The following is a 19280-nucleotide window of genomic DNA, read 5'->3' on the forward strand; positions in this document are numbered from 1 at the left end:
TGCCGTTTGCCTGTCATGCTGCGCCCGCCTCTTTGTTTTCGCTGGTCTGAATTGAAGGTCCGGAAACGCCATCAATTGAGGGTGTTTCGGTGATGGTCTTTGAGGCGAAGTACTCGCGCCATTTCGCGGCACGCAGTTCCTCCAGCTCATTTCTCCGCCTGATTCGATAGAGTTGGTTCGCCAGAGCGTGGCAGCGATGACAATTTCTCTGGCCGACGCGATTAGGCCGCCCGCATGAGCACGTCGATTGGCCCGTCGGCGGATCGCCGCGATGATGCTGGGCGTGACAGTCTTTGCAGAGCCAAACCACGTCGAGAGGACGGTCGTAATCCGGATGATGCATCTCGGATTTCTCCGATCCGCAGTCAGCGCATGGCTGGGGTGTGATCAACCCGAGGCGTTTGGCGGCGTTTGCCATGGCGCGAGCGCCACACTTCTTAACAGTCGTGAAACAATCCGAGGTCTGCTGCGGACTATCGCCATTGTTTGTCGTGAAACCTTCTCTCATGAGGCCTTCCTCATGGCGACGACTTCGACATCATGGCCGAACACCTTCACCAAGCGCGCACGCCAGACAGCCGTGGCGAAGCGCTCGGCCACGACGCCATACGGGCACTCCAGCCGGAACGGCGGGCCGCGATGCAACACGACGCCCCGAAACCACGCCTCCAGCTCAATCGGCGGCGTGCCGGCTGCGAGCAGCGCGTCGATGAACTCGCGGTCGATCAGCACTCCGGACTTCGGCGCCTTGCGCGCAACCGCGGCGGCCGCGCGCACCTTCGCCAGGTAGGGCACGAATTTACGTTCCCGCATCCAATTTTGCGGGAATTGTGTCATCTGCGGTCGATCCTTTGGCCGCGTCGCGTTCACCGCCGCCAGCCAGCGCCCGTACTCGGCGATGCAGTCGACCATCTCGGGGCCAGTCGGTCGCTCCTCCGGCGGAGGCGCGTCGTCGAGACCCACGCGCACCCAAGCGTCTCGTGCCTCGCTCTCGGTGACCGGCGCATTCGCCATGCCGGGAAGGTCCATGTAGGCCTTCCAGATCGGTGGCCAACTCGCGATGGCGATGGCTTCCCGTTCTTCCCGAGAGGGCAACCGAACATCGTCTACCGCCTCCTCAGGCGAAGGATGACGGTTCACTGACGGTTCAAGTGACGGTTCTTCTTTATATAGGATTCCACCTGGTAGAGCGGAATTTCCATGCGGTGGAGAAACGATTCCACCAGGTAGAACGGCGTCTTTGGTCTTTCTACGTGGTGGAATCTTCTCTTCGAAGCCTGGAACGGTAAGTTGGAAGCCCTTCACTGGCTCGCCGCGGACGGTGATCTCGGTCGATTTGATCAGCCCCAACTCCTCAAGCTTGGCGAGGTGCTTGTAGACCGTCGATTGCGCGAGTTCCGTATGCTCCACGATGAGATCGATGGAGGGCCAGCAAAGGCCCTGTTCATTTGCGTTGTCGGCGAGCTTCGCCAGCACCAGCTTCGCGGCCGGCGAACCGGTGAGTTGCTTCATGGCCCATCCAACGACCTCGCCGCTCATGCGCCACCTCGCGCCTTCTTCGGCACGCTCAGGTACCGCTTCACGAGCGCCTGGAGGCCTGTGTCGTCTGTGTTCACCACGGTGACGCCGAGATGGGGATCGACGATCTGCGCCGCCTCGCCGGCCTCGACGATCAGCCGCACGAACTGCGCCACCTGCTTGGCCTTCGCGATACCGGTCGCCTGGCACACACGCAGATCGAGCTCGCGCACCGCCTGTCCACGCTCGGTGAACTCCGCCGTCGTCGCGCGCACTGCGAGCTCTTCCACGATCACAGGGGCCGCAGGGTCCGTCCCCTGGACACGCTCGACGCGCAGCGGCCTTCCCCAGAAGAAGAACACCGTCCCCACGGCAAGCGTCGCCGGCCGCACGATTGCGGGCGGGTGCGCGATCTCATGGGGCGTCCGCAGGCTCATGCGTCCTCCGCGAGATTGGAGAACCGCGTGAAGCGATCGTCGAAGAACAACTCGATCTTGTTGGTGGCGCCGTGCCGGTGTTTCTCCACCATCACCTCGGCGCGGCGATGGGCGCGCTCGCACTTGTCGAGCCACTTCGAATGTTCGGGGCTGCTGGGGTCGGGCTCGCGGCTCTTGAGGTAGTATTCCTCGCGGTAGACGAACATCACGACGTCGGCGTCCTGCTCGATGGAGCCCGATTCCCGGAGGTCCGACAGCACTGGCCTTTTATCGTCGCGGCTGTCGACCGCGCGGCTCAATTGCGAAAGCGCCACCACGGGCACATCGAGATCCTTCGCCAGCACCTTCAGCGCCTTGCTGATCTCGGTGATCTCCTGCACGCGGTTCTCGGTGCGGCCACTGCCCGCGACCAGCTGCAGGTGATCGACCATGATGCAGCCGATGTTCTTCTCGCGCTTCATGCGCCTGGCGCGCGCCGCGATCTGCGCGATGGAGATGCCGCCCGTGTCGTCGATGTAGAGCGGGATGCTTTGCAGGTCCTGGTTGGCCTGCACGAAGGTCTCCCACTCCGTGTCCGAGAACCGACCGTTCCGGATCTTCCACATCTCGAGCTCGGTCTGCTCGGACAGGATGCGGGCGCCAAGCTGCTGCGCCGCCATTTCGAGGGAGAAGAACAGCACCGGCGCGCCGCGGGGCACCTCGGCTCCGGCTTCAATGTCCTGCAGGTATGCGCGCGCGGTGTGGAACGCCATGTTGGTGGCGAGCGACGTCTTTCCCATGCCCGGCCGGCCGGCGAGGATGATCAGGTCCGACGGCTGGAGCCCGCCCAGCAGGCTGTCGATGTCGGTGAACCCGGTGACCAGGCCCGAGATGCGGCCGCCGCGCGCTTGGGCCTTCTCGGCCAACTCGACGGTGCGCCGAAGGCTCTCGGCGAAGTCCATGGGGCCGGTGCCGTACTTGCTGCTCTCGCTGACGCGGTAGAGCGCTTTTTCGGCCGCCTCGATCTGAGCCTGGGGCGGACGGTCGTGCGGCGCCTCATAGGCGGCGTTGACGATGCCCTCGCCAATCCCGATCAGCGCCCGCCGCACGGCGAGCTCCCGCAGGATCCGCGCGAGGTCGCGGACGTTCGGGATCGCCGGGGCCGCTTGGACCAAGCCGGCGAGATAGGCGTGGCCGCCCACCTCCATCAAGCCGGGATCGGCCTTCATCGCGGCGTGGAGCGTAAGTGGTGTCAGCACCATGCCGCCGCGCTCCGCCGCGCCCAGCATCGCCTCAAACAGGCGCTGGTGCAGCGGATCGTAGAAGTCCTCCGCCTTCAGGATCGAGCTGACGCGCTCCACCGCCTGGTTGTCGACCAGGATGGCGCCGAGCAGGGCCTGCTCGACCTCAATGTCGTAGGGGACGTGCCGATAGGCTTCCTGATCCATCAGCGCGCCCTCCGCTCGGTGGCGTCGACGAGCGCACGCGCCTGCCAAGCCAACCACGCCATGCGCATTCCGCTCCGGACGTAGTCGCCTCTCTTTGAGCGGATGAAGTAGCTCTCGCGCTCGATCGGCGTGCAGAGGCCGCCCGCCCATGCCTCAAAGCGGCGGCGCTGCGCCTCGGTGTCGCTGAGCACGTCGAGCTGGATGACGTTGGTGGGCTCGGCTGGAGCAGTAGGAGCGGCGTTGGCTCCGTCGTTGGCGGCTACGACGCGCAACGCGAACCAATCCTCGGCGGCAACCGTGGCGTAGCCAAGCGAACTTGCCAGCAGCTCCAACACGTCCTTCGCTGGCTTCCGTGCCATGACCATCGCCATGTGCACGGCCGCCGTGAGCAGCATCATCGTGCCGTCGGCCGGATCGGTACCCGCCGCTTCGCATATCGCGCGAACTGCGCGCTCCAACATGAGCACGCGTTCCTTCGGATCGCGAATATTGGCGCTCGAAATTGTCGTCTGGCTCATGTTGTTGCCTTCGCAAACAGGTCCGGCATCGCCGCTTGGATCGTGCGCGTGATTTCCTTGGGCGAGACAACGACGCATCGCGCCATGATCTCGTCCTCGCGCCCTTTCGGGATGTCGTAATGAGGATGGCGCCCGGCGTGGAACCAGCAGCGCTTGATATCGAGCTGCCGCGCCATCTCGTGGAGATTGAGCACGCTGTACGGCACGCAGATCAGGTGGCGTCGGTTGTCGCAGACGTAAGAGAGACCGCCCCTCATGGCGTCACCTGCATGTCGCGGGTCGCGACGCTGGCGCCGGTGCGGGCGCAGAACTTGAGCCCGTGCAGCGGGCAGGTGACGGTGCCGTCCCGGTTAGCTGGAACTGACCCCAGATGGGTCCCGCGATGCGGGCAGATAAGCCCATGCTGCCCTTGCACAGCGGGTTTGCCGTGCCAGGCGCGATGCAGATCGATGCCGCCCGGCATCGTTGCGAAGATCACATTGACGGGGACATCGCGGAGGCATTTGCGGCGGCGATAGATTACCGGCCCGTGCTCCATGCCGACGTGGTGCAGCGGAATCCCGAACACACCCTGCTCGCCATAGCGATTGTTGGTCGCCTTCCGCCACGCGCCTTGAGGCACGAACCGCCAATCGAGGTGGTAGTGCTGGTATGGAAAATTAAGATGCTCGGCATCGCTGTGTCGGACGCCCATCACCGCCCAACTGCGTGGCGCGAGGTCGAACAGCTTATGACGGACCGTCGCAACCATGTAGTACTGGCCCACGATCGGTGGCGTCTTCATTTCGTCGACGCGCTTGCCTTTGCTCATCGCGGCACCTCGACCTCAATCGCGTGCGTGATGTGCCAGCCACCGCTCGCGCGCGGCACGCACTCGTTAAGAAGCCACGGTACGAGATTGCCGTGCCAATAGCGGAATGCCGTCCAACCACTACCGTTCGCGATGCAGTTGATGTCGAAGACGCCGACGTCGTCAGGTATTGTGGCGCCGTGACGCGCAGCGCCGACCCAATGTGTGAAGCGATAGCGCGCGCGCAGCGGCACACCGGGCAACGTCCATGGCCCTTCCCATTGAATGCGGACGAGACCGTAGTCCGGCCATTGCGCACCGATCTTGCGCCAAGGCCGCCCGATGCTGCGCAACGCATCGCTCATCATTGTCGGGTTGGTGTAGCGCTTGCCGTCGAAGCCGAGCATGTGCGGGCGCACCTGGTCGAGCGTCATATGCATGATCGCGGCAAGGGCGCCGGGGCCGCAGTTCGCGCCCCACTCATCGTGTGCGCGCTGCGCGTCCTCGGCCGTGAACAGCGTGGGTTGCGGGCGTATCATGTGCCCTCCCCTGGGGGTTCGACCCACAGCGCAACTGGCGGCTGACCGCCTATGACCCGGAGCACAACGGATCCTCCAGCGTTCAGCGCCGCGAGTTCTTCCGGCGTCGGCTCCCAAGCGCTCTCGCAGCCGTTTCCGACTATGCGCACCCAAAGATGCGCGCAGTTGCCATCCCGCTCTGGGTCCCAGCTGGCAGGAGCCCCCAGCCTGTTCGTCGCGCCGGTGATGCGTCTGCTGATCACTCTGCGGCCTCCCACTTTCCACGCGCTACACGCCGGCCAGCACCGCGCTTAAGCGTTTGACGGACCTTGGCGCGCCAATGCGTGTTGCGGTGCGCGCGCGGGTGCGCCGCGATCATCCGATAGAGGTCGCCGAGGCCGACCGAGCCGCGCAGATCGCGAAGGGCTGCCACAACAATCGATCGCCAGGGCACATCTATTGCTGCGACCAGCACGCTCCGCGGGAGACGAAGTGGCACGAAGGCACCGGTGAGGCCCGACATCGCCAAAATATCGGCATCCTCTGTTCCGAAAGCCGCAAGCAAGACGGGGGCGCCAGAGTTTGCGGCTTGGCCGAAGTGTTTCGCCTTGGGGTCAGAGATACGGATGCGGTCGCCGTCAGGCTGGTGGAAGATCACCCGGCCGGCGAGAAACAGAAGGGCGGATGCATTTGCCCAAATCGGCTGAAACCACTCGGTGTCGGTGCGAACGTGAATCAGTGCCGTGCCGCGATGGTGCTGCGCCAACTTCTCGATGAAGCGACCGACGACGCGCCGGTCGAAAGGTGGGTTGAGCCAGACGCGGCCAAACCAATCATGAGAGAGACCGTCTTCCGACTCAGTAAACGTTACCCGTGCGCAATCCCATGGACGCGGGTCGTTGCCGCAAGGATCAAGATCGAACTGTCCGAGCGGATCGAGTATCCAGCGGGGCGTGATCGCGATTTGGCTTTTGCCGATAGTGCGCTGATGGGAGCCGAGGGTCATTCAGCGCCCTCCGCCGCGAAACATTCGATCTTGGCCGGTGCGAATATCGCATTGCCCTTGTCGCCGTTGATCCGCCGCGCGGCCATCTCGGCGTAGCGCGGGTTCAACTCGATCAGTGTCGCATCGCGTCCCAGCCGATCCGCGACAAGGCCGGTCGTGCCAGCGCCTCCGAATGGATCGAGCACTACCCCCCCCCCGCGGGCAGCCAGCGAGGATCAACGGCTCGATGAGCGCTGGCGGAAAGGTGGCAAAATGCGCTTCCTTAAAGGAATGCGTGCCCACATCGATCGCGACCAGGTCGTCGCGGGTGCCCACCGCTCCATGCGGAGCCGATAGGCTCGCAATAAAGAGATCGTTGTTGCGGAAGGCGCGCACGCCTCGCTGCGCGTCACGATCCAACTCGTCCCAACGCTCATTAAAGCCGACGTGCCGCCGCGAATGTCCTCGCTGCTTGCCACCTTTGACGGCCTTCATCACGCCGTTGGTCTTTCGGCCGCCATTGGCGCGTGTGCTGCCGGCCTGCTCGGTCACATTTTGGGAGAGCCGGGCTTCGGAGGCAGGCGCCATGCCCTTTCTCACCGCGTCGTAATCGTAGAAATAGTGCCGTGACTTCGTAAGCATGAAGACTTCCTCGACCGCGCAGGTCGGCCGATCAGTGGTGGACTCCGGCATTGGGTTTCTTTTCACCCAAGGCAAATGTTGACGCAGCCACCAACCGTCAGCTTGAAGTGCGAACGCCACGCGCCACGGAAGCCCAACCAGGTCCTTCGGCTTGAGCCCTGGTGTGCGGGCGAGGGAGCCCGTGCCTGCGGCGCGCCACTGAGCCGCTTTCACCTGATTTGCCGAGATCGCCGATACGTTGGACGCTTGCTTCCCCGCGTGCTCGCGCGATTGTGCCCCCCACGACCCAGCGTAACAGTCGCCGAGATTCAGCCAGAGGACACCATCGTCGCGCAGCAGCCTATGTACATCGCGGAAAACCCGAACGATCTGTTCGACATATTCGTCGACGGTGTGTTCGAGGCCAATCTGACCTGCCATCTCATAATTGCGCAGCCCGAGGTAAGGCGGCGAGGTAACGCAACAGTTTATCGACCGCCCGGGAAGAATCCGCAGGGCTGTCCGGCAATCGCCTTGGATGATCCGCACGGTCATTCGCCGTCCTCCCGCCTCGTTCGGATCAGGAAGGCCGGGATTTCGAGCCGGTCCGCCTTCGGGCGCTGCTCGACCGCGGCGGGCTGCTCGACGAATTGCGGCGCCGGCGTGGGGTCGGTCTGCGTCGCCTTGAACGCCGCGCCAACCCACAAACCGATGGGCTTGTCGGCGTCGGGCGGCACGAAGCGGTCACCATCCCAATGGCCGGCGCGCTCAGGGCACCGTTCTGCATAGATGCTCTCGTCGCTGAACGTCGGGTGGTTCGGCTTCTTGAAGGTGTCGGGCCAGTGGCCGTCGGCATCAGCTTCCACGCCAGCCTTGAACGCGCCGCGCAGGTCGTAGTCGTCACCGCTGTCGGTCGGGGCGTGCTCAGCTTTCCACTCTTGGAACGCGAGTTCGTCCTCAGCCGACAGCAGCGTCTCGTAAGCCTCATCCGCCGCCGCCCTGCGCGTGGTGAACGCCTCCGCCTGCGCGAGCTCGCCGGCCGTCACGAAGGCCGCCGCGACGACATGCGTCTCGTCCACCTGGACCATGCCGCGGTCGTCCGTGATCGCGGCGACGCGCGCGGGACCGGGCATCAAGGAGCTGCGGCCGGGATTGGGCGCCGGCAGGTCCTCCAGGACCTCACCCGTCTCCGGATCGAAATAGGCCGTCCGGTCACCGTCAGGCGCGCCAAGATCGACGCCCATGACGACAGGCTCGGCTCCATCTGCTTTCGTCGAGCCGTCTTCTGGCGCCTCGTTGCCCCACACATCCCACCCGCGGCGGCCGACACGAGCGTTCAACTCGATACGCGGCATGTTGGGGAAGTGCTCTTCGACCCACTCGTGGACATAGGCGGGCTTCGCCGAGTGCTTGCCGCGGTCCGCGTCGTCGAGCTTCGGCCGCGCCGCAAAGATCACGCTTTCGCCCTGCGTGCCCATCGATGGCGCCGGCACGTTGCCGCGCGTGCCGATCAGCAGGATCTCGTCGCGGTCCCGGTTCCAATAGCCGGTGCCCGCCGCGCCGACCTCGATGAACAAACGACCCGGACCGCCAAGGCCCGTCTTCGCCTGCTCCGGCGTCGGCGTGAACGGCACGATGTCCTTCACCCAGACGACGTAGGACTTGTAAGTGAACCCCCAGCTCTCCATCACGCGGATGCCGCGCGCCAGGTCCGTGGTCCACAGCAGCAGAAGGCAGTCCTTCGCAGCGATCTTCTGCACGTCGCGTGCTGCGATCGTGCGCTCGTCGCTCGTCGGATAGTGGTTGTCCGCCGCCCGGTCCAAACCGGTCGCGCGGCTGAACACGACGAACTCCCACTCCGGATCAGCCAGAATGACGCCGTACTGCTTGTCCGGCAGCTCGCGCTGCTTCTTCCCCAGCGCCTTCTCTCGCGCCGTCCGCTCGGCGCGCTTGATGATGTTGCGAACGACGTTGGCCTTGCCGGCCTCCGCCTCCTTCGCGATATCGCGCTGCAGGTGCGCCGGCTGACGCGCCGCCTTCTGCGCCGCCGAGACTGCGATGAGACCGCGCTCGACGGCTTCAACTAGCTCCTCGGTGCCCGACCGCAGAACTTCCTTCGCACGCTCGATCGACGCCTTGCCGACGTTGAGCATCTGGGCTGCGGTCTCGGCCGAAACACCCTCAGTTGAGGGTGTTTCCGACGGACGGCCGGGCGCGATCTGCGCCATCCGGGCGCCCACCATGGAGAGCTGGCTTGGGTTCAGGTGGCGCCGATGGATGTTCTTCGAGACGACGTAGGCCGTCGCCTCGGCATAGGTGCCTTCGAAGAGCGAGAACCGCACATCGACTCCGGCCACCTGCGACGCGCGATAGCGATTGCGGCCGTCCAGGATCAGGCCTTCGAACAAATCGACGTTCTCGTGCACGCCGTTTTTCTTGACGTCGGCAACCAGCCCATCGAAGTCCCCGCCCTCGATGAGCGGGAAAAGGTTTGCCAGCGGATGAAAGCCGATGGGTTCGCTCATGGCGTGGCTCCCATCAGGTCCGCTTCGATCTCAGCGCCGGTGAGCGCGATGGCGCCGAACACCGAGGATTGCCCCAGCACCGTCCCCTCCGGCGTATCCATCGGCTCCTTGGTGAAGGAGCGCGCCAGGTCCGCAATGCGGTCACCGAACTGCAGCGCGCGAGAGATCGCGATGCAGCCGTCATGGATGATCAGGTCGATATCGCTGCCGTTCTGCGCGCCGGTGGGGCAGAACAATTCGCGGATCCGTCCGTCGACGTCCCAGCTGTAGCCGATCGCGAGCAAGCGCTTCTCGCCGCGATGATTGGTGAAGGTCACGTCGACGACAACGCTTTGACGGCGATCCGGAAGACGGCGCCGCGGCGGCTGTGCATCGGCGGCGATGATCGCGAGCACCCACTGAACCAGACTCATGCGAACTGCTCCCCAGCCTTGACCGTGACGTCGGCCGTGAGATGCCGCTTGACGACCTCGAACTCGACCACCGAGCATTCCGAGCCGAGCTGGGCGTAACGCTCCCCGAAGACCTCGCGATATTCGCGGAGGAAGTTCGCGCGATCGGCAATGGCTTCGCGCGCCATATCGACGTCGCTGATGTCGACGAGTGGGCGGGTCCGGTGGTGAAGGACGCGGACCTGCATCCGATGCAGCGCCGGCGGCATGTGCTCCGGCCGGAAGCGCTCCGACTTCCACCGCGGCACCTGCGGCGGCTTCTGCGTCCACTGGCCGACGCCCCAACCGTAGTTGGTGTGCTCCATCGCTTCCCAGGTGCCTTTGCCCTGATACCAAACGCACGGCTCGGCAACCCAGAACATCTCGCCGACGTCGGCGGAGGCGAACGGCCGGCGCGTTTCGATCTCCTGCGTCTCGCCCCGCGGCTTCCAGCGCACGCGCAGCGGGACGCGCTTCTGCGTCATGGTGCCGGCGAACATCGCCAGCGCCTCGTGCTCTTCGACGCAGAGGCGCAGCATGCGCGGAGCTTTTGCGGGGCGCTGGGCCCTCATCCGGCGCTCCCCATGCTCGGGGGCCGACGGACGAGCTGGAGGCACATCTCGGCCTCGCGCTCGACGTCTTTCACCTGGTCCAGCGCGTCGTCGCGCTGATCCACGCTGCCGCGCACGGCCATGTTCGCCTGATGGCGCACAGCCAGGCCGTGGCGTCTGGACAGATGGCGGAACACTTCGAGCAGCGGGCTCATGCTGCCGCTCCATCGAGCGCGAGCAGGCCGTCCCATGGGCCGCGTTGCGGCGCGACCGACAGCGCGATCGCGACGTTGCGAACCCATATCGGCTCCGCCGACAGCATGAACGTCTCGCCCGACCAGGCGAGCAGCAGCGTGCGCCCCATGACGCTCGCGATGGCCTGTGCGGACTTCGCCGGCACCGCGTTCCCGATGCGCTCGCGCCAGGCGGAATCCGAGAGCCCGTCGAGCTCCAAGAACTCTTCCGGGTCCACCAAGCTTTGGAGCGCTGCCAGCTCGAGCGTGGTCAGCGGGCGGTGCCATGTGCCGTCGAGAGCGCGGATGACGCAGACGAGCCGGTCATTCGCGGCCGGAAGCTTGATCGAGGATCCTGCCGGATCAAAGAGCGCCGCGGCGAAGTCGCGCGGGTCGGCAACGCTATTCCAGCCGTTGTTGTTCTTCGCGAAGCCGGGCACTGCATAGGCGGTCTGGGGCCAGCCCAGCACGCCATAATGTCCGCCAGTCCTGTAATGCTCGCGTCCGGCCTTGAACGCCTCCGGCCGCGGATCGGCGACGCTCATCGCGCCGCTGCCGACGCGGTCACTGCCGGTGACGGTCTTGCCGCTGTCGCCGAACGCGCCGACGAACATCTTGTTGGCGTGCGTGCCCTCGCCCCAGGGATAGCGGATGTCGGCGACCGCGAAGGCGCCATTACCGGTGGTGCTGGCGCCGATGACCGCGCCCGCAGCGCCGTCGAAGGACGTCACCTTGTACTTGGTCTGCTTGTAGTCCGGCCGGTCTGTCGGCCGCGGGTCGGCAACGGCCAGCCCGCCCACCGGACCGCCTCCGCCGGCGACGGCCGGGGTGTGCTGATCGAAGCGCACGATGCGGTAGATGTTGTTGAAGGGCGTGCGGCCCAGGATGCGCGGGTCCGACACCGCGTTGATTCCGCCGCCGACGGCAGTCTGGCCGGTCACCGTGCCCGCAGGCTGATCCCATTCCCGCACCCCTAGCTGGACCGACTTCGGATGACCGTCCACGCGCGGGTCCGCGACGACGGACGCACCGTTCTCCCGACCCGATATGACGGCGCGCGAGTGGTCATCGAACGGCGTCACATGCCATTTGCCGTGCAACTCATTGGCAGGCCGCATGGGGCGCGGATCGGCGACGATCGCGGCGCCGTTCTGGCGCCCGGAGATCACCGCGCGGGAGATTTCATCGAACCCTGTGACGCGCAGCACCCCGTTGAACATGCCGCCGTTAGCCGGCCTGGGGTCCGCTACGCTGAACGCGCCATTCGTTGGCCAGGTCTCACCAGCCACCACACCGCTATGCACATCCCATGGCCGGACGCCGAGCCCGGCAGAGTGAAGGCCCGCACCCTCAATGCGCGGGTCCGCGACGGAGAATTTGCCCTGGAGGGGCGAACGCGCGCCGCTGATGACGCCGGAGCTTTCGCCCCAACTCATCACACCAGCCTGGTTCGAACTCCACAGGTCGAGCCTTGGATCGGCCACCGAGTAGCTGCCGTTCGAAGGCGCGGTCTTGCCCGCAACGACGCCGGTGTGCTGCTCCCACGCCTTGACGCCGAACGTGTCGGCACGATCGCGCTCAGCAATCCGGGGGTCAGCAACGCCCGTGGCGCCCGACGACGGCTGGAATTTCGACGTGACAGCATTGGCGTGATCGCCCCAATGCTTGACGTTGAAGGCTTCGTTGCGCAGGCCGTCGACCGCGATGCCGTAATCCGCGAGCTGGCCATCGCGCACGTTCAGCTTGTTCAGCGATCGCCAATCCGATCCCGCCTCCACGAAGGCCAACCGAACCCACGTCTTCCATTGCAGCGCAGGCATGCGGTGCATGGCGCCGCCGAGCGTGTTCCACGGGCCCGGGAGCGGCAGCTTTTCGAGAACTGAACCGATGCCGTGCAGACGCTGCTTGGGCGGCTGATACAGATACGGCGGCACCTTGGCCTCATGACGCGCCACCAGCAGGAAGCGCTTGCGGCTCTGCGCCAGACCGCCCAGCTCGCCGCAATCGTGCGTCGTCTCGGCGACCGCGTATCCATAGCCGCGGAAGAGCGCGATGATCTGGTCGACCAGATGCCGCCCGCGCGTTGCGATGCGCGGCACGTTCTCGAAGATGAACAACTCGACAGGATCGTCCTTGTAGGCTTCGAGCGCGAGCCACACGCCGCGCAGGGTGAGGCCGTTCAACGCCTGGTACTTGGCTGTCTTGGACGTCGTCTCGGAGAGCAGTCCGGAGAAGCCCTTGCACGGGGCCGAGAGAAACACGATGTGCGGCCGCTCGTTGCCGAAGGCTCGCCGCACGTCGTCCGGCATGGCCGGCCGCCAGGATCGCGGTGGCTCCTTGCCATGGAAGGCGATGTATTGCTCGCGGCTGAATAGGTCGAGGCATGTCCCTCCGACGCCCGCCAGCTTGCGGAAGTCCCGCAGCGCGGCCGCGTCGGAGTCGATCCCGCCCAGGCAGCGAAACTTCGCCACCATGTTGCCGACGCGCGCCTCGCCGGCGTTGAAGCCCTTCGCGCCGCCGCCCAGGCCACAGAAGATGTGAGCGTGCCGGATTTCGCGCCTGAGGATCATTCCGCGTCACCCTGCCAAAGCGGATGCTCGAGCGGGGTACCGAAGGCCCAATTCCAGACGTCGGCGCCACCGGTCACGCCAGCGAGGTATTTGCCGTCAACCTTTTCGGGCCGCACGAATTTGGCGATAAAGTTGAAAACGCCCCGCGTCTCGCAACGCCACACAGCGCCCTCGACCTCATCCCACGCGCCGTGGTGACCGGTCGGACCAAGAGCCGCCATAGCCGCATCGATGGGAAAGGCGTCGCCATCGGACAGCACGGCCGCAGAACGCAGATCACATTTGCCGAAAAGCGTTCGCGCCTCGTCATGCGGCCAGCGATCGGTCCCCGCCAGCACATCGAATGCGACGAAGAGATCACTCTCGGCCGCAATCAGGTAGCGGGTGCCGTGTGCCTGAGCGAGCCATTCGCCGGCGATGCGTGAGCCAGGCGGCAAAGCGGCGGCGATCTGGGCAGCGCGGTCTCTCACCCATGTGCCGAAGCGATGGTGCTGCAAATAGTGGGAATCAGCGGCGTGATAGCCCGCGCGCGTAATTGGCACGATAGTGCCGTCGATGTTCGCGATGGTGACGCAGGAGCCGTCAAGCTTCTCCGTCACGATGATCCGATCGTGCCGGTCGCGTTTCTTCTCGCACAAGATGGCCGCCTGCCCGGTGCCGATACTCCAATCACCCGACCCAAGGCGACTATTTGGCAAGTGCGGAATGCTGCCGTAGCCCTTGCGGCCAAGAGGTTTCGCTGGCTTGGTCATTCCGCGTCACCCTGCGGCGCGAAGCCCATGAGCGACTTCAATTCGGAATGGTTGAGCGTGGGCGGAAAGTCGAACGGGCGCGCGAACCCGATGCAAGCGGGCGACTCGAAGATCATCCCAGCCGGGTCTTGCGGTTGCGGCAGAGCGGGCGGCTCGCTGGCGACGCGCCTACGCGGATGCGCGCGACCCGCCATCAGCTGGTCTTTCGTCGGCGCCGGGATCGACGACACGAAGTGCGACTTGGTCGGCGCGCTCCGCTCCGGCTTGCGCGCGTACTCGCCCTTGCCGATCTTGAGCAGCTTGTCGCGGTTGGCGAGATAGACCAGCGCGCCGGCCACGGTGCCCGTGGAGAGTTCGGTCCGCCCCGTCTGGTACATGAACTCGCGCAGCTCGCGCGCTGCGAAGGTCGTGTGCGCGGCGCCATAGAGCGACGCGGCGAGCAGCACCGTCTCGTGAACGGCACTGAGGGGCGTCGCCTCCGCATGGCGCGCCTCTCGGCGCATATCGCGCCCTGCCCCCGTCGATTCCGGTGATCCAGCCAGCCCCATGTCCTGCCCCTATGCCGCCGTCTTGGGATCAGGCTCTTCGGCCGGCGGAATGGCAGTGGGCGGCGGCTCTCGCAGGAGGGCGCTGTAGGGATTGTCCGCCATGCCCAGCGCGCCGAGATACATGTCGAGCATCGCCTCCTGCTCCTGGCGGTCGGCGGCGTCCATCTTCCTGAGGCGCACGACCTGGCGCATGATCTTGGTGTCGAAGCCGGTGCCCTTGGCCTCGGAATAGACCTCGCGGATGTCGTCGGCGAGCGCCTTCTTCTCTTCCTCGAGCCGCTCGATGCGCTCGACGAAGGAGCGCAGATGTTCTTTCGCGAAGCCTGATGCAGCCATAGTCGATACCCCCTCAAGCCGCGGCGCGGCGTTCATCCTTGATGCGCAGCGGAATGCCCCAACTGCGGATAGCGTCGATTGCTTCGTCGATCGTGTGAGCCACGGCCGTCGGCATGCCGATCGTCGCAACGTCGGCATGCAGATCGCTCTGCGTTTCAGTGACGTCGCCGTCGTCTGATTTGAGTTCGAGGCCGTAGGCGCCGCAGACAACGAGATCGCCGAACTGCAGGCGGTGCAGGAGCACCAGGTCGTGCATCCCGGGGATGACGCCCATCGCCTTGAGGATCCCGGCTTCCGCCTTCGTGCGAAAACCGCCGTTCGGAACATGGAAGAACCGCGTTGCCGGCGTGAGCGCGAGCGCCAGGACCTTCACCAGAGCGATCTGGAGCTGCTGCTCCTGCTGGCGACGCGTGCGCCGGCGCGGCCGGGCCTTCGGCGCAGCGAAGTCGATCACGATCCGGCGACGGGGGCGGTTCATACGAACGTCACCCCGTGGCGCTCCTCGTACCGGGCGCGCTCGTCCTCCATCCCTTCCGCAATGGCCTGCAGATACTCGAGCTCGGTGATGACGCCCTTCTTGACCAGGAGCTTGACCAGCGATGCGTGGTCGATCATCGCGGTGTTGATGCCGACGCGCAGATGCTTTGGCCACACGCTGTGATCGTCGCGCGCGATCTCGTAGGCTACGCCCGCCTGCATGGCGTGTTGCGCGATCTGGTGGCGCCGGGCGAACTCGGCTGCTTTTTCGGCGTCAGTCATGGAGGCCTCCAAACAGGTCGCCGGTGCCGTCGTCGGCATCGGCCATGTCCGCGTCGGTCGCGTTGGGGTCGATCAGGTGCGGGTCGATTCCGTGGCCGAGCGCGTAGGCCATGGCGGCCGCGAACTGGCGCTGCGGCATGCCGAGTTGCGATGCGGCCGCGCCCATGTTGTCCATGGCGTTGCGCAACTGGATCTCGAGGATGGGGTCATGCTCGGTGTGGCCGAGCAGGTAGTAGCGGGCGAAGGCGGCGAAGCGCGGGTTGTTGCGGTAGGCGTTCACGAAGGCCGTCAGGCCTTGCGGGTTCTCGCCGTTCCACCAGTTCTCCGCGGCTTTCTTCGACTGGCCGGCGTCCTCGGCGATCTCCTGCGTCGGCGCCTGGCGCCCGTCGCCATACGCTTCGCGCAGGACTGTCCTGTTCAGGCGGCAGATGTCCTCGTTGGAGAGAATATTTCGGGGTGATTCTCCCCGAGATATTCTGCCGGCCTGATACCGAATGCTTCGGCCGCGGTCGCCGCGAGAGTTTCGGTCGAACCCACCGCGATTGTTTCGCTGCGAAATTCCCAGTGCACCGCTCATGACCGCCACCGATGATGATCGCGCGGCGCAATGCCGAGCGTTCCAGTACCCGCCAACTTGGCGCGCGGCTCGTCGGCCGCGCGTCCTTCTTCGAAAGCGAAATGGGATGCGCAGCTCATGTGCGCCTCACGGTCCAAATGAAGCCGTCGCCATGTCGCGGCCCGAGCACGATCGCCGTGCCGCTCCGGCTCCAGCCGTGTTCGACCAGCGGCAGCTCGTCGAACAGGCGGTCGAGGATCCTGGGCGCGCCGATCAGCCCGACAACGAAAACGTCGAACACGTCCTTACGCGCGACGAAGATGCCCATTGGCGAGACGATCGCCTCTTCCTTCGGGCGCACGAACGGAGCGGTTCCGGCGCTCGCCGGCGCGACGGTCGATGCTTCCCAATGCTGCAAGCGGAGACCCGCGGCGCTCATGCAGCACCGCCGAATTTGGACGAGTCGGACGTTGCCTTGACGGCCTCGCCCGACTCGCCATCGCCTGGAGTCACCACAACAGCAGGCGAAGGAGAGTTTTCATGCCCGACACGAACCCCATTGCGTTCGCGTGGTACCGACCAGGCGACTACGCCCGCCTTTTCGAAATCAGCGCCGACAAGTACCGCCTTCCCGAGACTTTCGAGGAATGGCGCAAGAAAGCGCAGATGCAATTCGACGAACTCCGGCATAAGGGGATCGCGGTTCAGAAGGTATTCATCGATCCCGAAGCTCTTCTCAGCTGGGCCGTTGGCGCCGCCATCGATCGCAATAAGCGCGCTGAGTTTGCCGCCTTCGTCTTCCGCAACGCGGGCGAAACACGCCATTGAGGCGAGGTCCGCCTCCATGACCGCCGCACTGGTGATGTCGTGAGGGGCGCTCATGCGGCGGCTCCAAGTCTGCGACCAGAAGCCTTCAAAGGAGAATTTGCATGTCCTTCGACCTTGCAGATCGTGTCGCGGCTCTTGAGCGCGCGAACGGCGCGCTGCGCCTGGCCGTGTTCATGCTGGCGGAGATCACGCATGAGACGTCCCCGGAAGCATTTGAGGCAGCACTTCGGAAGAATCGCCTTGTGGAACAGTCGGCGCGCTTTGGGAGGCTCGATCTCGGGCGGGCCGAGATATCGGAAGGCCTTCGAGATGCGCTCGCTCTGCTGGAGTCAGCTCGGCCAAAATCTTCCGGCGAAGCGCGATGAACTCGCCCACGATGTCGTGAGGGGCGCTCATGCGGCGGCCATGCAAGAGACCGGGTGCGCCATTGGCTGACGCACCCGACTCAAGTTTTGCTGCAAGCCGCAACGCAAACAGCAAAAGGCGAACATCATGGAAATCGACCAGGACACGCTCGAAGCTATGTTCGAGCGCATTGAGTTCCTGCATCGCGACGTCAAACGAACGCTCGATCGGCAGGACGAGATTGTCGAGGCGCTCAAGTCCTTGCAGAGCAGTATCGATGGGCTCATGGCCTAGCCCCCGTCGTAATCCGCGCGATGCGCCGAAGGCGCATTTCCCGATCGAACCGAATACCGCTCTCGTGATATCGGGCAACCTCTTCGATCTCGTCCTCGCTCAGCCTGGCGCGCGCCAAGCGGAAGTCGATCCGCTTATCGGCGATGACGGAATGAAGCCTCCGCAAAAGCCAGCCGGCGTAGCATCCGAACGCAATCGCCGATGTCAGCGCCAACCAAGTCATGCGGCGGCCCGTCTGGCGCGCACAGGCTTTTCAGGTGCGAAGGTCTCCGGCCAAAGGTCGGGTCGGAGTTGGTGGCAGCTGACGCGATTTCCGGCCTGCGCTGTCGCGCGATCCAGCGGGATGCACCATTCAGCGGGGATATCCTGGCCTTTGCGAAGGCACTCGCTGATCGACGTTTGGCGACGTCCGACGACTTCGCCAACCGCAGCCTGATTGCCGAGCACCTCGATGCAGCGCTTCAACGCTTCTTTGCCGAACACATCTGCCATGGGCCCAAGCAAATACCAGCGTTCTGGTTTTTGTCAACAGAACTCTGGTGGCGCTCGATTACCAGCGGATTGGTACAAGGGCGTAATGAAGCACGGCATTGGGAAACGCGTCCGCGAGGCAAGGAACGCTTTGGGCATTAGCCAAGCGGAGCTTGGGAAGCGTGCGGGGCTTGGCCAGCAAGCGATCGCGGAAATCGAATCAGGGCGCACGCGGACGTCGGTACACGTCGTTGCTATTGCGCGAGCGCTGGGGAGATCACCGGAATGGCTGGAGGGGGCAACCGATCCTGTGGGTAAATCTCGACAGGACGTCGTCGAACTCTCGGGCAACGAATATGCGCGAGTGCCCGTTTACGACATCCGGTTCGCGGCGGGCGCGGGCTCATCCAACGAAGACGAGACCCCTATCGACCACTATTTGATAAGTTTGAGCATGCTGCACTCGCTGACGGACGCACCGGTATCCCAAATTGCCGTATTCCAGGCTGATGGTGACAGCATGGAAAACACGATTTTCAGTCGCGATTGGGTGTTCGTGGACAGACGCAAAACGCGCCTCACCAATCCCGGTATCTATGCTCTGATTTTCGAAGGAGACGGGTTGCTCAAGCGCGCGGCTCAACATCTCGAAACCGGTGCCGTCACCCTGATCAGCGACAATGCAAAGTACCCTCCTCAGACCATCAAGAAGCCTGAGCGCCTTCAGGTCGTTGGCCGGGTGTTTATGTCGATAAGGCGGCACTAATTCGCTAGTGCGTGCGATAGGCGGTCCCTGTCGCCACCAACGTGTGCCAGCAGTTTTTAAGCAGGCTGCCGAGAACGCGCGTCTCTACATGAACACCAGCGATGCCATCTGCGCCTCGCGCATAAGCGGCAACGCGCAGATCATTCTCGACGTCCTCGGCCGACGGCGGCTTATCGAGCATATTTCTATGGCATCTGCTGGCGTCGACGACGCCGATGATTCTCGCGCCAGGCGGAACATCCGCCACAATTCTTACATCCATGGCCGCTCGCTGATCTGCCAAACTCGTATAGGGCGTTTCTCCACCGATATGCATATTGGCCGACTCGGTGGCGCAACTTGCTAGAAGAAGCGCGGTCGCAATCGCAGCGATTTGTTTTTGCCTATTCACCGGCCGTCCCCCGTCAAGCCTCTAAAAGGTAGGACAACCGAGCCACACTCTTCTCCACCAGACTTCTGGTTGACATTTACCAGATTGCTGGTAACCATCACCTCCGATCC

The 19280-nt window shown here is 64.6% G+C and carries 28 protein-coding genes and 1 pseudogene; 3 read left to right on the forward strand and 26 right to left on the reverse strand.

All coding sequences use genetic code 11. The features are described from left to right. Positions 1 to 13 precede the first annotated feature (13 nt). The 24 genes and pseudogenes from WDM91_10980 to WDM91_11095 all read right to left on the reverse strand — a co-directional run bounded on the left by WDM91_10980 (position 14) and on the right by WDM91_11095 (position 16957). On the reverse strand, positions 14 to 508 hold the full coding sequence (locus WDM91_10980) for a hypothetical protein (GenBank protein MEI9995110.1): 495 nt from the start codon (positions 506 to 508) through the stop codon (positions 14 to 16). After that, complete coding sequence (locus tag WDM91_10985; protein ID MEI9995111.1) at positions 505 to 1539, reverse strand: helix-turn-helix domain-containing protein; 1035 nt, start codon at positions 1537 to 1539, stop codon at positions 505 to 507. Before WDM91_10985 ends, WDM91_10980 begins: the two co-directional genes overlap by 4 nt. After that, positions 1536 to 1955 carry a hypothetical protein gene (locus tag WDM91_10990; GenBank protein ID MEI9995112.1) on the reverse strand — a complete coding sequence of 140 codons (420 nt, stop codon included), beginning with the start codon at positions 1953 to 1955 and terminating at the stop codon, positions 1536 to 1538. Before WDM91_10990 ends, WDM91_10985 begins: the two co-directional genes overlap by 4 nt. Next, a complete protein-coding gene (locus WDM91_10995; GenBank protein MEI9995113.1) occupies positions 1952 to 3382 on the reverse strand; it encodes a replicative DNA helicase in 1431 nt (476 codons plus the stop codon). Before WDM91_10995 ends, WDM91_10990 begins: the two co-directional genes overlap by 4 nt. Continuing rightward, on the reverse strand, positions 3382 to 3900 hold the full coding sequence (locus tag WDM91_11000; protein MEI9995114.1) for a hypothetical protein: 519 nt from the start codon (positions 3898 to 3900) through the stop codon (positions 3382 to 3384). The genes WDM91_10995 and WDM91_11000 overlap by 1 nt, the downstream gene beginning before the upstream one ends. Next, a complete protein-coding gene (locus WDM91_11005; GenBank protein ID MEI9995115.1) occupies positions 3897 to 4157 on the reverse strand; it encodes a DUF4031 domain-containing protein in 261 nt (86 codons plus the stop codon). Before WDM91_11005 ends, WDM91_11000 begins: the two co-directional genes overlap by 4 nt. Continuing rightward, entirely contained in the window at positions 4154 to 4711 is a 558-nt protein-coding gene (locus WDM91_11010) for a Rieske 2Fe-2S domain-containing protein (protein ID MEI9995116.1), read from the reverse strand. Before WDM91_11010 ends, WDM91_11005 begins: the two co-directional genes overlap by 4 nt. Further along, positions 4708 to 5229, reverse strand: a complete 522-nt coding sequence (locus WDM91_11015) for a hypothetical protein (GenBank protein ID MEI9995117.1) — start codon at positions 5227 to 5229, stop codon at positions 4708 to 4710. Before WDM91_11015 ends, WDM91_11010 begins: the two co-directional genes overlap by 4 nt. A 238-nt stretch (positions 5230 to 5467) precedes the next feature. Further along, positions 5468 to 6214, reverse strand: a complete 747-nt coding sequence (locus WDM91_11020) for a DNA N-6-adenine-methyltransferase (protein ID MEI9995118.1) — start codon at positions 6212 to 6214, stop codon at positions 5468 to 5470. Then, positions 6211 to 6399 (reverse strand): DNA methyltransferase, encoded by a 189-nt coding sequence (locus tag WDM91_11025; protein ID MEI9995119.1) that lies wholly within the window; start codon positions 6397 to 6399, stop codon positions 6211 to 6213. The genes WDM91_11020 and WDM91_11025 overlap by 4 nt, the downstream gene beginning before the upstream one ends. Positions 6400 to 6466: 67 nt before the next feature. After that, positions 6467 to 7369: pseudogene (locus WDM91_11030) on the reverse strand (DNA methyltransferase). Then, entirely contained in the window at positions 7366 to 9339 is a 1974-nt protein-coding gene (locus WDM91_11035) for an MT-A70 family methyltransferase (protein ID MEI9995120.1), read from the reverse strand. The pseudogene WDM91_11030 and the gene WDM91_11035 overlap by 4 nt, the downstream one beginning before the upstream one ends. Further along, positions 9336 to 9752 carry a hypothetical protein gene (locus tag WDM91_11040; protein MEI9995121.1) on the reverse strand — a complete coding sequence of 139 codons (417 nt, stop codon included), beginning with the start codon at positions 9750 to 9752 and terminating at the stop codon, positions 9336 to 9338. Before WDM91_11040 ends, WDM91_11035 begins: the two co-directional genes overlap by 4 nt. After that, on the reverse strand, positions 9749 to 10309 hold the full coding sequence (locus WDM91_11045) for a hypothetical protein (protein ID MEI9995122.1): 561 nt from the start codon (positions 10307 to 10309) through the stop codon (positions 9749 to 9751). The genes WDM91_11040 and WDM91_11045 overlap by 4 nt, the downstream gene beginning before the upstream one ends. 29 nt (positions 10310 to 10338) lie before the next feature. Then, positions 10339 to 10536, reverse strand: a complete 198-nt coding sequence (locus WDM91_11050) for a hypothetical protein (GenBank protein ID MEI9995123.1) — start codon at positions 10534 to 10536, stop codon at positions 10339 to 10341. Next, positions 10533 to 13124, reverse strand: a complete 2592-nt coding sequence (locus WDM91_11055; protein MEI9995124.1) for a DNA cytosine methyltransferase — start codon at positions 13122 to 13124, stop codon at positions 10533 to 10535. The genes WDM91_11050 and WDM91_11055 overlap by 4 nt, the downstream gene beginning before the upstream one ends. After that, positions 13121 to 13876 carry an RNA ligase family protein gene (locus tag WDM91_11060; protein ID MEI9995125.1) on the reverse strand — a complete coding sequence of 252 codons (756 nt, stop codon included), beginning with the start codon at positions 13874 to 13876 and terminating at the stop codon, positions 13121 to 13123. The genes WDM91_11055 and WDM91_11060 overlap by 4 nt, the downstream gene beginning before the upstream one ends. Continuing rightward, positions 13873 to 14379 (reverse strand): hypothetical protein, encoded by a 507-nt coding sequence (locus tag WDM91_11065; protein MEI9995126.1) that lies wholly within the window; start codon positions 14377 to 14379, stop codon positions 13873 to 13875. The genes WDM91_11060 and WDM91_11065 overlap by 4 nt, the downstream gene beginning before the upstream one ends. A 54-nt stretch (positions 14380 to 14433) precedes the next feature. Next, a complete protein-coding gene (locus WDM91_11070; GenBank protein MEI9995127.1) occupies positions 14434 to 14760 on the reverse strand; it encodes a DUF2312 domain-containing protein in 327 nt (108 codons plus the stop codon). 13 nt (positions 14761 to 14773) lie between these two features. After that, positions 14774 to 15238 carry a hypothetical protein gene (locus WDM91_11075; GenBank protein MEI9995128.1) on the reverse strand — a complete coding sequence of 155 codons (465 nt, stop codon included), beginning with the start codon at positions 15236 to 15238 and terminating at the stop codon, positions 14774 to 14776. Further along, complete coding sequence (locus tag WDM91_11080) at positions 15235 to 15519, reverse strand: hypothetical protein (protein ID MEI9995129.1); 285 nt, start codon at positions 15517 to 15519, stop codon at positions 15235 to 15237. Before WDM91_11080 ends, WDM91_11075 begins: the two co-directional genes overlap by 4 nt. Continuing rightward, complete coding sequence (locus WDM91_11085; GenBank protein ID MEI9995130.1) at positions 15512 to 16096, reverse strand: hypothetical protein; 585 nt, start codon at positions 16094 to 16096, stop codon at positions 15512 to 15514. Before WDM91_11085 ends, WDM91_11080 begins: the two co-directional genes overlap by 8 nt. A 115-nt stretch (positions 16097 to 16211) precedes the next feature. Next, entirely contained in the window at positions 16212 to 16514 is a 303-nt protein-coding gene (locus WDM91_11090; GenBank protein ID MEI9995131.1) for a hypothetical protein, read from the reverse strand. Continuing rightward, a complete protein-coding gene (locus WDM91_11095) occupies positions 16511 to 16957 on the reverse strand; it encodes a hypothetical protein (GenBank protein MEI9995132.1) in 447 nt (148 codons plus the stop codon). The genes WDM91_11090 and WDM91_11095 overlap by 4 nt, the downstream gene beginning before the upstream one ends. A 47-nt stretch (positions 16958 to 17004) precedes the next feature. On the opposite strand from WDM91_11095, the gene WDM91_11100 reads away from it, so the two are divergent. Continuing rightward, the gene (locus tag WDM91_11100; GenBank protein ID MEI9995133.1) at positions 17005 to 17268 is read left to right on the forward strand and encodes a hypothetical protein; all 264 of its coding nucleotides are present in this window, start codon (positions 17005 to 17007) and stop codon (positions 17266 to 17268) included. A gap of 127 nt (positions 17269 to 17395) precedes the next feature. After that, entirely contained in the window at positions 17396 to 17542 is a 147-nt protein-coding gene (locus tag WDM91_11105) for a hypothetical protein (protein ID MEI9995134.1), read from the forward strand. A gap of 219 nt (positions 17543 to 17761) precedes the next feature. Here WDM91_11105 and WDM91_11110 read toward each other — a convergent pair whose 3' ends face one another. Then, on the reverse strand, positions 17762 to 18034 hold the full coding sequence (locus WDM91_11110) for a YdaS family helix-turn-helix protein (GenBank protein ID MEI9995135.1): 273 nt from the start codon (positions 18032 to 18034) through the stop codon (positions 17762 to 17764). Between the two features lie 85 nt (positions 18035 to 18119). Here WDM91_11110 and WDM91_11115 point away from each other — a divergent pair, with 85 nt between their 5' ends. Next, positions 18120 to 18779, forward strand: a complete 660-nt coding sequence (locus WDM91_11115) for a S24 family peptidase (protein ID MEI9995136.1) — start codon at positions 18120 to 18122, stop codon at positions 18777 to 18779. A gap of 4 nt (positions 18780 to 18783) precedes the next feature. Here the strand turns inward: WDM91_11115 and WDM91_11120 are convergent, their stop codons facing one another. Then, entirely contained in the window at positions 18784 to 19170 is a 387-nt protein-coding gene (locus tag WDM91_11120) for a hypothetical protein (GenBank protein MEI9995137.1), read from the reverse strand. Positions 19171 to 19280 lie beyond the last annotated feature (110 nt).

The organism is Rhizomicrobium sp., assembly GCA_037200385.1.
Taxonomy (GTDB): domain Bacteria; phylum Pseudomonadota; class Alphaproteobacteria; order Micropepsales; family Micropepsaceae; genus Rhizomicrobium.

Bases quoted from the DNA above. Each gene is read 5' to 3' on its own strand.
- WDM91_10980 (MEI9995110.1), bottom strand. From the start codon at position 508: ATGAGAGAAGGTTTCACGACAAACAATGGCGATAGTCCGCAGCAGACC.
- WDM91_10985 (MEI9995111.1), bottom strand. From the start codon at position 1,539: ATGAGCGGCGAGGTCGTTGGATGGGCCATGAAGCAACTCACCGGTTCG.
- WDM91_10990 (MEI9995112.1), bottom strand. From the start codon at position 1,955: ATGAGCCTGCGGACGCCCCATGAGATCGCGCACCCGCCCGCAATCGTG.
- WDM91_10995 (MEI9995113.1), bottom strand. From the start codon at position 3,382: ATGGATCAGGAAGCCTATCGGCACGTCCCCTACGACATTGAGGTCGAG.
- WDM91_11000 (MEI9995114.1), bottom strand. From the start codon at position 3,900: ATGAGCCAGACGACAATTTCGAGCGCCAATATTCGCGATCCGAAGGAA.
- WDM91_11005 (MEI9995115.1), bottom strand. From the start codon at position 4,157: ATGAGGGGCGGTCTCTCTTACGTCTGCGACAACCGACGCCACCTGATC.
- WDM91_11010 (MEI9995116.1), bottom strand. From the start codon at position 4,711: ATGAGCAAAGGCAAGCGCGTCGACGAAATGAAGACGCCACCGATCGTG.
- WDM91_11015 (MEI9995117.1), bottom strand. From the start codon at position 5,229: ATGATACGCCCGCAACCCACGCTGTTCACGGCCGAGGACGCGCAGCGC.
- WDM91_11020 (MEI9995118.1), bottom strand. From the start codon at position 6,214: ATGACCCTCGGCTCCCATCAGCGCACTATCGGCAAAAGCCAAATCGCG.
- WDM91_11035 (MEI9995120.1), bottom strand. From the start codon at position 9,339: ATGAGCGAACCCATCGGCTTTCATCCGCTGGCAAACCTTTTCCCGCTC.
- WDM91_11040 (MEI9995121.1), bottom strand. From the start codon at position 9,752: ATGAGTCTGGTTCAGTGGGTGCTCGCGATCATCGCCGCCGATGCACAG.
- WDM91_11045 (MEI9995122.1), bottom strand. From the start codon at position 10,309: ATGCTGCGCCTCTGCGTCGAAGAGCACGAGGCGCTGGCGATGTTCGCC.
- WDM91_11050 (MEI9995123.1), bottom strand. From the start codon at position 10,536: ATGAGCCCGCTGCTCGAAGTGTTCCGCCATCTGTCCAGACGCCACGGC.
- WDM91_11055 (MEI9995124.1), bottom strand. From the start codon at position 13,124: ATGATCCTCAGGCGCGAAATCCGGCACGCTCACATCTTCTGTGGCCTG.
- WDM91_11060 (MEI9995125.1), bottom strand. From the start codon at position 13,876: ATGACCAAGCCAGCGAAACCTCTTGGCCGCAAGGGCTACGGCAGCATT.
- WDM91_11065 (MEI9995126.1), bottom strand. From the start codon at position 14,379: ATGCGCCGAGAGGCGCGCCATGCGGAGGCGACGCCCCTCAGTGCCGTT.
- WDM91_11070 (MEI9995127.1), bottom strand. From the start codon at position 14,760: ATGGCTGCATCAGGCTTCGCGAAAGAACATCTGCGCTCCTTCGTCGAG.
- WDM91_11075 (MEI9995128.1), bottom strand. From the start codon at position 15,238: ATGAACCGCCCCCGTCGCCGGATCGTGATCGACTTCGCTGCGCCGAAG.
- WDM91_11080 (MEI9995129.1), bottom strand. From the start codon at position 15,519: ATGACTGACGCCGAAAAAGCAGCCGAGTTCGCCCGGCGCCACCAGATC.
- WDM91_11085 (MEI9995130.1), bottom strand. From the start codon at position 16,096: ATGAGCGGTGCACTGGGAATTTCGCAGCGAAACAATCGCGGTGGGTTC.
- WDM91_11090 (MEI9995131.1), bottom strand. From the start codon at position 16,514: ATGAGCGCCGCGGGTCTCCGCTTGCAGCATTGGGAAGCATCGACCGTC.
- WDM91_11095 (MEI9995132.1), bottom strand. From the start codon at position 16,957: ATGAGCGCCCCTCACGACATCACCAGTGCGGCGGTCATGGAGGCGGAC.
- WDM91_11100 (MEI9995133.1), top strand. From the start codon at position 17,005: ATGTCCTTCGACCTTGCAGATCGTGTCGCGGCTCTTGAGCGCGCGAAC.
- WDM91_11105 (MEI9995134.1), top strand. From the start codon at position 17,396: ATGGAAATCGACCAGGACACGCTCGAAGCTATGTTCGAGCGCATTGAG.
- WDM91_11110 (MEI9995135.1), bottom strand. From the start codon at position 18,034: ATGGCAGATGTGTTCGGCAAAGAAGCGTTGAAGCGCTGCATCGAGGTG.
- WDM91_11115 (MEI9995136.1), top strand. From the start codon at position 18,120: ATGAAGCACGGCATTGGGAAACGCGTCCGCGAGGCAAGGAACGCTTTG.